7 protein-coding genes are annotated in these 9,893 nt (G+C 63.9%); 2 read left to right on the top strand and 5 right to left on the bottom strand.

What is annotated here, in order from left to right:
• On the top strand, positions 1–3,228 hold a 3,228-nt coding region (locus QC821_RS21500), incomplete at its 5' end, for a DUF5801 repeats-in-toxin domain-containing protein (protein WP_309725552.1).
• 97 nt (positions 3,229–3,325) lie between these two features.
• Positions 3,326–3,655 carry a tryptophan synthase subunit beta like protein gene (locus tag QC821_RS21495; RefSeq protein ID WP_309725550.1) on the top strand — a complete coding sequence of 110 codons (330 nt, stop codon included), beginning with the start codon at positions 3,326–3,328 and terminating at the stop codon, positions 3,653–3,655.
• A 25-nt stretch (positions 3,656–3,680) separates the two neighbouring features.
• Here the strand turns inward: QC821_RS21495 and QC821_RS21490 are convergent, their stop codons facing one another.
• The 5 genes from QC821_RS21490 to QC821_RS21470 form a co-directional block, all read right to left on the bottom strand.
• A complete protein-coding gene (locus QC821_RS21490; protein WP_309725548.1) occupies positions 3,681–5,603 on the bottom strand; it encodes an EAL domain-containing protein in 1,923 nt (640 codons plus the stop codon).
• 46 nt (positions 5,604–5,649) lie between these two features.
• Positions 5,650–6,354, bottom strand: coding sequence for a transglutaminase-like cysteine peptidase (locus QC821_RS21485; protein ID WP_309725546.1), 705 nt, complete (start codon positions 6,352–6,354; stop codon positions 5,650–5,652).
• A gap of 73 nt (positions 6,355–6,427) precedes the next feature.
• Positions 6,428–7,597, bottom strand: a complete 1,170-nt coding sequence (locus tag QC821_RS21480) for a cation diffusion facilitator family transporter (RefSeq protein ID WP_309725545.1) — start codon at positions 7,595–7,597, stop codon at positions 6,428–6,430.
• 12 nt (positions 7,598–7,609) lie between these two features.
• Positions 7,610–8,791 carry a 1-acyl-sn-glycerol-3-phosphate acyltransferase gene (locus tag QC821_RS21475; protein WP_309725544.1) on the bottom strand — a complete coding sequence of 394 codons (1,182 nt, stop codon included), beginning with the start codon at positions 8,789–8,791 and terminating at the stop codon, positions 7,610–7,612.
• On the bottom strand, positions 8,788–9,741 hold the full coding sequence (locus QC821_RS21470; protein ID WP_309725542.1) for a recombination-associated protein RdgC: 954 nt from the start codon (positions 9,739–9,741) through the stop codon (positions 8,788–8,790). Before QC821_RS21470 ends, QC821_RS21475 begins: the two co-directional genes overlap by 4 nt.
• Positions 9,742–9,893: the final 152 nt, after the last annotated feature.

Here is a 9,893-nt window from a genome sequence, read left to right as displayed (position 1 = left end):
TGGTCGCTGGATCTGGGCAGCGACCTGCCGGAAGGCGACTACAGCGTCGAGGTCATCGCTCGCGATGGCAACGGCAACACCAGCGCCCCGGATACTGCCGAGAGCGGCTACACCCTGCCGACTATCAATGACGATATTGTCATCGATGTCTCGGGCCTTAAATTGACCGTGCAGGATGCAGAAACCCTGGGCAGCAATCCCAGCGTCGATAGCAGCAACCTGGACGATGTATTTTCTGCGGACGTGGATTTCGGAACCGCAACGGGCACCAAATCGTGGGTATATAGCTTGGCTATTACCCAGGAGGGACAAGGTGGGCATGGGCTTTCCAGCGGCGGTGATGCCATTGAGCTCTCCATGGACGGTAATGCCATTGTCGGCACTGCAAATGGCCAGACCGCGTTTACGCTCGCCATCAATGGAAGCGAGTTGGTCCTCACCCAATATCTGCCTATCGATCATGGCGCGCCGGGCAGCGATACCGATACGGTCTTGACACTTGCAGGACTCGTCAAGCTCGAGGGTACGCTCACTGTTACGGATGCCAACGGCAACTCAGTCACCGAGAGTGAGATTGTCGATAACCTTGGTGAGCTGATCAGTATCATTGATGATACGCCCAAGGACTTTTCTCCAGACTCGGCCATGCTGGTGGACGGCTTCACCGGCAGCATCAACTTTGCCGATGCCGCCGGTGCCGACGGCGTAGGAAACGTGATCTTCACTATCCAGGAAGGTACACCGGCCACCGATCTCAACGGCAATCAGTTGCTCTTGAATGGCGAAGCATTGACCTACTCCTATGAGGGCGGTGACCAGTCGGTACTGTTTGCCAAGACCGCATCCGGTGAGGTCGGCTTCAAGATCACTCTCGACTCAGCAGGGGATAGTTTCAACGTTGAGGTGTTCGGCAATATCCTCAACGGCACCGAGTTCACTACTACCATCGGCGGTGGTGTCGGTGGCAGTAATAGCACCGTTTACGGTTTGAACATTGGTGATGGCATTGAAAACAATGATGTCCTGATCTCGACCTCTGCCGGCAACAAGGTCAATAACAGCGCTGGTAATGGAATCGGCATCTCCGGTGGCCAGTCGATCAGCAATGGGGAAGTGGCGCGCTTTGACTTCGTCAAGGGCCTCGATGTAGGCGGTTCAGGCGGCAATGCCGGCCGCTCGGCCAGCTGGGACTCGAACAACAGTATCAGCAGTTTTGCTCAGGCCGTGGCCATCAATGGCTCTCCTGGCTCGACGACAGCACTGGAGATCCACGCATTCAGTAGCGTTACGGCGACCAGTATTGCGCAGAACGGTGGTATTGCCGGGACCTCGGCAGGTGGTACGCCGATTGCCTTGAGTCTCGAGGATATCCGGGTCTTCGACGAGAATGGTGCCGACGTTACCTCCCAGATGTCCATTACCCTCGCAGGCGATGGTGTGAGAGTCGACGGCATTCAGGACGGTTACACCTTCCAGGTGACGAGTGATACGCCGTTCGAGGCGCTGGAGATTACGGGAGGTGGCGGTGCCAACTTCACGCTAGGCGACTTCTCCATGATTGAGGGTGGGCTGTCATCCGATATCGAGTTGAACCTGCCGCTGCAGGGGATCGACGGCGACGGTGATACTGCTGAGGGCGCCCTCAATGTCGGCGCTCCCGAGCCCGACCAGCTTTTCGTCGGCGGTAACGGCGACAATACCTTCGAATCCGACGGTGGCGACGATCTGCTGATCGGGGATATCGGCGGTAAGAACCTGATCATCCAGCCGGGGCAGAACTACAATATTTCGTTGATCGTCGATGTGTCGGGCAGCATGAACAATGCATCGGGTACGCCTGGTTTGAGTCTCATGGAGCTGACCAAGCAGTCACTGATCAACCTCGCCAATCAGCTCGAGCAGCATGATGGTATCGTCAATGTGCAACTGGTGCCGTTCTCGACCCATGCCGAAACTGCCGTCACGATCCAGAACCTCGATAGTGACAATGTTCAGCAGCTCATCGATGCCATCGATAGCCTGAGTGCCGATGGCGGTACCAACTTCATGGCCGCCTTCCAGCAAGCCGTCGCCTGGTTCAACGGCCAGAATGGGCTAGGGCAGGACGATTTCGAGAACCTGACCTACTTCCTCACCGACGGTGATCCGACGTACTCGTACTACAACGGCCAGCTATATGGCCCCGGCACCGAGCCGACATACTGGGTGATGCAGGACTCGCTACAGGCGTTTTCCGAGCTGGCGGGTCTCAGTGCGGTCAACGCGGTGGGTATCGGCAGTGACGTCAGTGAGCAGTACCTGCAGTATTTCACCACCAACGGCGTCGAAGGTGATGCCAACATTTTCATGGATGGCAAGGTCTCCTGGGGTTATGCCAACGGTATGTATCGCCAGTTCGACTGGGGCGAGGGTGAAATATCGGCGCCTGCCGGCTCGGTGAGCATCGTTCACACGGCTGAGGATCTCGATTCGGCGCTCGAGGGTGGTGTCGAGTACGATGAACTCGATGAGCTGGGTGACGATATCCTGCGTGGTGGTGATGGCGACGACATCATCTTTGGCGATACGGTAAATACCGATCACCTCGAGTGGACCAATGGCGATACCGGCAAGCAGTTCACTGCTGGTGAGCATGACGGTCTTGGTTATGTCGGCCTGGTCGAGTATCTCAAGTGGGAGGTCAATCAGGGGCAAGCGCCGGATGACCAGCAGATCATCGAGTACGTAAGAGATAATTGGCAATCTCTCGCCGACACCGATAGAGCTGACGGGGGTAATAATATTCTCGATGGCGGTGCCGGCGACGATATCTTGATTGGCGGCTCGGGCAACGACCTGCTGATCGGCGGGGCGGGGAACGATATCCTGGTGGGCGGTGCCGGTGACGATGTTTTCAAGTGGAACTTTGGCGATCAGGGTGATGTGAATTCCCCTGCTCACGATATCGTCACCGACTTCGGTAATGGCAATAACACCTTGGATATTGCCGACCTGCTGCAGGATGAAAGCGAGGCGACCATTGGCCAGTTCGTGTTTGCCGAACAAGAGGGCAGTGATACGGTGCTCTATATCAGCTCCAATGGTAGCTTGTCGGGCAACAAGGAAAATGCCGACCAGACCATTAGGCTGGAAGGCAAGTCGTTCAGCGACTTCGGGGCGAGTCCGGGAGATAGCGCCGATCTGATTGCCAAGATGATCGAGAGCGGCCAGCTGCATATCGATCAGTAACCGGCACTGAGCTAGCGCATCACCATGCCCCGCCCAGCAATGCTGGGCGGGGCGTATTCGTTTATGCTGTTGCCAACTGCGAAGAGACGATGGCCCTATGTATATCAAACGTAACGATGCCGGTGATATCGAGCAGGTCAGCAGGGTGATGACGGCGGAGTGTCGAGAACCCTTGGCCAGTGACTCTCCGGAGCTGGCAACCTTCTTGAATGTCGCTGCCAGGCAGGAGAACAACGAGCTCCGCCAATCCGACCTCGAGTTCGTGCGGGTGCTGGAGGACGTGATCGAGGTGCTGATGAACAAGGGCGTGATCAGCTTCACCGATCTGCCGGATGCGGCCCGCGACAAGCTGATGGCCCGCCAGAACCTGCGCCGCCGCGTCAACGACGTGGGGCTGATGGACGATAGCGACAGCGGCGTCATCTGACGCCGCTGTCGCTAGCCAGCGGGCGCTATTCCGCTTCGTTGCCTGGGGTGTCGGTGCGTACCCCGGGCCCTGTCACGCCGTCGAGCCCGAGATCGAACAGGGCCTCGGCCTCGGCGTCCTGCGTTACCCCTTCGGCGATCACCAGCACGCCCAGCGAGTGGGCCAGCGTTGCCATACCGCGCAGAATCGCCTGCTGGTCGGGCTGCTCGTCGATGCGGGCAACCAGCGAGGCGTCGATCTTGAGGTAGGCCAGGCCGATATCGTGTAGATCGGCGAGCTTGGAGAACTCGGGTCCGACGTGCTCTAGCCCTAGTCGGCAACCGAACGGCTGCAGCTCGCGGCATAGCCCGCGGAATCCTTCCAGATGATGCACGGCCACCGACTCGGGCAGCTCCAGCCACAGCTTGGCGGCCGCCTGCGGATACTGCTTGAGCAGCGGCTTGATGTCGGTCAGGAAGCGGCTGTCGCGAGCGGCCTGATGCGAGAGGTTGATGCCCAGCGGTTTGCCATCCGCGTCGATCTGTTCGAGCGCGGCCCTGACCACCGCCAGGTCGAAGTCGACGTTCATGTCGAGCCGCGAGATCCACGGCATGAAGACCCCGGCGGGCTGCCACTTGCCCTGAATCTTGAGGCGCGAGGGACTCTCGTGGTGGAGCGGCATGGCGTCGGCATCGAGCACCGGGTAGTGGCCGAGGTAGAGCCCCTCGCCGAGGGCCGTATCGATGGCGCGGCGCCAGTCGTCGCGGTTGTTGAACAGCGACTGGTGAGCAGCACCGCTGGCAATGGCGACGGCGTGGTCGCCGTCGTCCTCGGCGCGGGCCAGAGCGCCGTCGAGTGCGCTGAGCAGTTCGCTGCGGGCGTCGCTATGGGTAAAGGCGATCAGCGCCATGGGCAGGCCGATCGGAGCTGTGGCGCCATCGGTAAGCGGGTGCAGCTTGGCCTTGAGGGTCTTGGCCAGGGCCTCGAGATCGTCGTCGCCGGGCAGCAGCAGGGCGAAATCGCTGCCGTTGAGGCGCCCCACCTGGCCGCCGCCGTAGACGTTGGCGAGTTGCCGAAGGGCGCTGGCGACCTCGGCCAGCAGGCGGTTGGTGGCCTGGTGGCCGAGCCGGTGGTTGAGCTCGCTGAGCCGCGCCATGCGCACCATCACCAGGCTGCCCATGCCGGGGCCGGTGTCGACGTCCAGGGCGCGCTCGAGCTGCTGCAGGAAGTGGCCGCGATTGTCGGCGCCGCTGACCTCGTCCTGCTGCAGCTTGCGGCGTAGCCGGTCGAGCTTTTCGCTCTCCTGGCCAAGCATGTCGCGCACCGTTGCCGAGAGCAGGTTCATGGCGGTGACCACCTGGCGCAGCTCGCGGGTACGCGGCTCCTCCGAGGTGGTAAAGCGGCGGTTACCGATGTCGCGGGCCTGCTCGATCACCGCGCGCAGCGGGCGGCGGATGCTGTGCACGATCCACCAGGCCAGTGCGGCGCTGATCAGCGCTGCCAGCGCGAACCAGGCCACCAGCCGCTGGGCGTTCTGCCATAGCGCGTGGTAGGCGTAGCTGTGGTGGCTCTCGAGTATCACGGTGCCGTACTGCTGCCAGCCGTCCTGTACCACGGCTTCGCCAGCGGGAATATCGAAGCGCACCAGCTCGACGAACCAGTTGGGTACCTCGGCGAGACGCTCATTGGCCTGGCGGCGGATCTCCACCTCGCCCTCCGGCGAACGCAGCTCTACCAGGCGGTAGTGGCCGGTGTCGAACTGGGCGGCCAGCAGCAGCTCGATGGTCACCGGATCCTTGTCGAGCTGGCTCATCGACAGCGCCAGGGCGTTGGCGTTGTCGGCGTTCTTGATGCGCATCTCCTGCTCGGTGTACTGCTTGAGCGAGGTCAGCCCGATCATCAGGCTGCCGCCGAAGGCCAGCAGCAGCAGTAGCAGAATGGTCAGCCACAGTTGTTTGATCAGTGACATGGCGGTTGTCTCCGTTGCCTGCTGCCGGCGGTGTCATGGGTAAAGGTCATAGGAAGCCCTGGTCCTGCATGCGGCCGAGCACGCTGCTCCAGCGCGATAGCCGCTGGGTGGGGTCGGCGCGGGACTGGGTCGAGCTGCCGGCCCACAGCCCGTCGCTGTTGAAACTGAATAGCGGGTCGAGGTCGCTGCGCTGGTTGGCGGGGGTGATCGAGGGCACCAGGTTGTCGAGGAGACGCGGCACTGCGCTGGGGGTCTCGTAGTAGCCCAGCACCATGTGCGCCTGGGTGATCTGGCTGCGGCCGATGCGCGCACGCACGTAGATCATGCGCAGCTGCTCGCCGGGCACGCCGAGCTGTTTCAGGGTGATGTACTTGGCGATGGAGTAGTCCTCGCAGTCGCCCTGGCCCTGGCCCATGGTCTCCAGCGGCGTGGCCCAGAAGTCCTCGTAGCCCCAGTTGTCGATGTCGTCGACCCAGCGCACGCGGCGATTGAAGAAGTCGTTGACCTCGCGCAGCTGGGTATCGATATCGGCGCTGGCGAGGCGCTCGAGCAGCGCGAACCACTCCTCGAGCACGGCCACGCCGCGACCGCCGTAGCGCGACTGCATCACGCTGCGCAGTCGCGAGGGGTCGAGGTTGCCGCTGGCCGGCGTGGTGACCAGCCCCAGGCCGGCAGCCAGCCACAGCGAGGCTGCGCCCACCAGAAAGCGGCGGCGCGAGCAGTGAAACCCGCTGGAAGGTGGCTTGGCCATGGGTGGCGCCCTGCGTGAGGCGATTATCGTTATGCTGGCTAGCGGCGACTCGTCTTGGTCAAGCTCCAGCTTATCAGGCCTTGCCGGGTCCAAGCCATACGCGCAGGCGTCCCACCCAGGCGAGTTGGCGGGCATGCTCGCGCAACAGCTCGGCGGCCTCGGCGAGGGTCTGGCCGGCGGGCAGCTCGCGCACGAAGATCGAGATATCGATGGCGTCGCCGAGATAGTGCAGGTCGAGGGCGACGCGGGCCTGCCATACCGGTAGCGGTGCCCAGACGTCATCGAGCTTGCCTTCGACGTCCTCGCGCAGTGGCATGCCGGGCAGCAGGCTGGGGTCGATCTTGCCCTGGTCGTCTTCCGGATCGATATGGAAGGTAACGTCGGTAAGGGACGGGAAGGCGTCACGCAGCCGGCGGCTGGCCTCGTTGCCGATTTCATGGGCCTCGGACACGGTAACCCGCGGCGGCACCACGATATGCAAGTCGAGCAGCACGTGGCCGCCCACGGTACGGGTGCGCAGGTCGTGAACGTTGTAGACGTCGGGCACCTGTTCGGCGACCTCGCGCATCTGACGCTGCTGTTCTTCGGGAAGGGCGGTGTCGACCAGCTCCTGGCTCGACTCCCACAGCAGATTGGCGCCGATCTTGCCGACCATCAGCGCTACTATCACCGCGGCCACGGCGTCGAGCCAGCCGGCGCCGAATTGGGCGCCGACCAGGCCCACCAGCACTACCACCGTGGACAGGGCGTCGCTGCGCGAGTGCCAGGCGTTGGCCTCGAGCAGGCGTGAATTGACGCGCTTGGCGACCCGCAGGGTGGCGCGGAAAATCCACTCCTTGGCGAGCAGGGCGACCACCGCCAGGGCAATGGCCCAGGCGCCGGGGGCGGGGATCGATGCGGCGTCGAACAGCCGCGCCAGGCTGGCCCAGGCGATGCCGCCGGCAACGAAGATCAGGATGCTGCCCAGCCACAGCGTGGCCAGGGTCTCGATGCGGCCGTGGCCGTAGGGGTGGTTGGTGTCGGGTGCCTGGCGGCCGTAGTGGGTGGCGGCCAGCACGAAGGCGTCGGTGACCAGGTCTGAGAAGGAGTGTACGCCGTCGGCGACCAGCGCCGCGGAGCCGACGACCAGGCCCATCACCACCTTGGCCACGCCCAGCAGCCCATCGATCACCGCACCGATCAGGGTGATGCGGTGCGCCTCGCGGGTCTGGGTGCCGCGGTCGAAGGGCTGGGCGTGACCCATGGCAGCGGCTCCTTAGATGCGCCCGGCGCGGCTCAGCACCGGGTTGGCATACTGTGCCAGCCACCAGTCGCGCAGATGGGTGGGTACCTGCTCCAGGCGCTCGCGGAACTGCTCGCGGTCGGCGTCGGTGATGCCGTCGAGGCAGATCAGGTCGGGTGCCTTGCCGCTGGCCTCGAGGGCCAGCTGGTGGCTGGGAAACAGCCGATAGCCGCCGAGTACCTGGCGGTCGATCTCGGCGGCGACCGACTCGGGGCTGTCATGGTCGGCGTCGAGCGGGGTGCCGAAGGTCAGCTTGATGCGCCCCTTGTGGCCGATGATGCCGGCGACGATGGAGCGAATGTCCTCGTACTGCACCTTCTGGTAGCGCCCCTCGGTATGCATGGCGTAGAGCTCGTGGGCCTTCTGCACGTCGCAGGGGTCGTACTCGTAGCTGATCGATACCGGCACCACGCGCAGCTCGGCGATGGCGTCGCCGGTGGAGGCGCTTTTGTCGAGGTGGCGGCGGGCCATGGTCAGCATCTTGATGATCGCCGGGTCGGTACGGTCGATGCCGTCCTTGGCACGGCCCTCGCGCTGGGCCAGCCACACTGAGTGCCGGTCGACGGTCAGCGAGTGGCGGATGTACGCCGATAGCGCCTGGTAGGCGGCCAGCATGGCGCGCTTGCCCTTGGCCGAGCGCGGCACGATAAAGCTCTTGTTGAGCCGCATCAGGTCGTTGACATAGGGCTTCTGCAGCAGGTTGTCGCCGATCGCGATGCGCACCGTGTTGCGCCCGGCGAGGTAAAGCGCGTAGTTGACGAAGGCCGGGTCCAGCGAGATATCGCGATGGTTGCTGATGAACAGGTAGGCGGTGTCGTCGTCCAGCGCGTCGAGCCCCTCGACCTCGAAGGCGTGGGTGGTGGTGCGGATCATGCGCTGCATGTAGCCGGCGATGCGCATCTGGAAGTCGTAGACACTGGCCACGCCGCGCACCTCGCGGCGCACCGCGACGCCGGCGATGGCCCGCGCCAGGCGTGGCGAGAAGCGCGCCAGGCGCGGCAGCTTGAACTGGGTGAGGGCGTCGAGCAGCTCGGCGTCGTTGGCCAGCCGCGCGAGCACCTCGGCGACTTCATCGTCGTGATAGGGGCGAATCTTGGCGAACGGGTCCGCTTGGCGAACGGCGTCCTCGGCGGTGGCGGGTGAATCAGCAGTCACGGTGTGGCAGCCAGGTTAGCGGTAGCGGAGGGGGTGGCGTCGGGGTTGGCTTCGCCGCCCAGCCAGCCCAGCAGCTGCTCGCTGGCGGCGGCCAGCGCCTGCGCCATCAGTACGAAATCGGTTTCCATGCGCAGGATGGCGTCATCCCCATCATCGCTGGCGTTGGCCTCGTCCAGCAAGGCGTCGCTGAAGCGCAGCGACTTGAGCGCCAGGTCGTCGTGGAGCACCAGCGCCAGTCGGCCTTCGATCTCCAGCGCCAGGCGCGTGGCCTGGCGGCCGCCGGCCAGCAGGGTATGGATCTCGTCGCTGTCGAGGTCGACCTGGCGCGCGCGCAGCACGCCGTCGTCGCCCTGGGCCTTGAGCTCCACCTGGTCGCCGAGCAGCAGTCCTTCGGGGCGCGAGGCGGCGTCGTTGAGCCACTCGGTCATGGCGCGTACCGGCAGCGTCTGGCTGGCCAGCGGCGTGACCTTGAGGCTGCCCAGGGTCTGGCGCAGCAGGTCGAGGATCTCCTCGGCGCGTTTGCGGCTCGGAGCGTTGATGCCGATCATGCCGCCGCGGGTGTCCCACCACAGGTCGACCTTCTGGCTGCGCACGAAGGCGCGTGGCAGCAGCTCTTCATAGACCTGCTCCTTGATCGCCTGCTTGTCCTTGCGGCTGACCGGCTGGCCCTCGGCGACCTCGCGGTCGGCGACGCGCTCCTCTACTTCCTCACGCACCACGCTGGCCGGCAGCAGCCGCTCCTGGCGCAGCGCGCTGAGCAAGCGGTGGCCCTGCAGCTCGTGCACGTACTGGGTGCTGCGTCGCCCGCCCGGCGGGCGCCAGCCGAGTCGGGTGGCTTCGCTGCCGCCCAGCGGGCGAAAGGCTTGTTCGGCCAGCGCATCCTCCAGGGTGTCGCCGGAGATGCTGGGTGCCTCATGCAGGCGATAGAGATGCAAGTGCTTGAACCACATGGCCAGTCCTGAACGTAAAAGGAGGCACATTATGGCGAATGCAGGGCAGGGGTGCCAGTGGCCGGCAGCGCTGCGCGCTGCAATCGCGAATGAATTCGCTTATATGGACCCGTCCCGTTGTGCAAGCCCGATTCGCCATGGCCGGGGTGAGA

The organism is Franzmannia qiaohouensis (genome assembly GCF_031451695.1).
Lineage (GTDB): Bacteria > Pseudomonadota > Gammaproteobacteria > Pseudomonadales > Halomonadaceae > Franzmannia > Franzmannia qiaohouensis.
This window is presented reverse-complemented; position numbering and strand designations above follow the sequence as displayed.

Excerpts from the sequence above, each read along its gene's own strand:
- QC821_RS21495 (WP_309725550.1), top strand. The coding sequence starts at position 3,326 with ATGTATATCAAACGTAACGATGCCGGTGATATCGAGCAGGTCAGCAGG.
- QC821_RS21490 (WP_309725548.1), bottom strand. The coding sequence starts at position 5,603 with ATGTCACTGATCAAACAACTGTGGCTGACCATTCTGCTACTGCTGCTG.
- QC821_RS21485 (WP_309725546.1), bottom strand. The coding sequence starts at position 6,354 with ATGGCCAAGCCACCTTCCAGCGGGTTTCACTGCTCGCGCCGCCGCTTT.
- QC821_RS21480 (WP_309725545.1), bottom strand. The coding sequence starts at position 7,597 with ATGGGTCACGCCCAGCCCTTCGACCGCGGCACCCAGACCCGCGAGGCG.
- QC821_RS21470 (WP_309725542.1), bottom strand. The coding sequence starts at position 9,741 with ATGTGGTTCAAGCACTTGCATCTCTATCGCCTGCATGAGGCACCCAGC.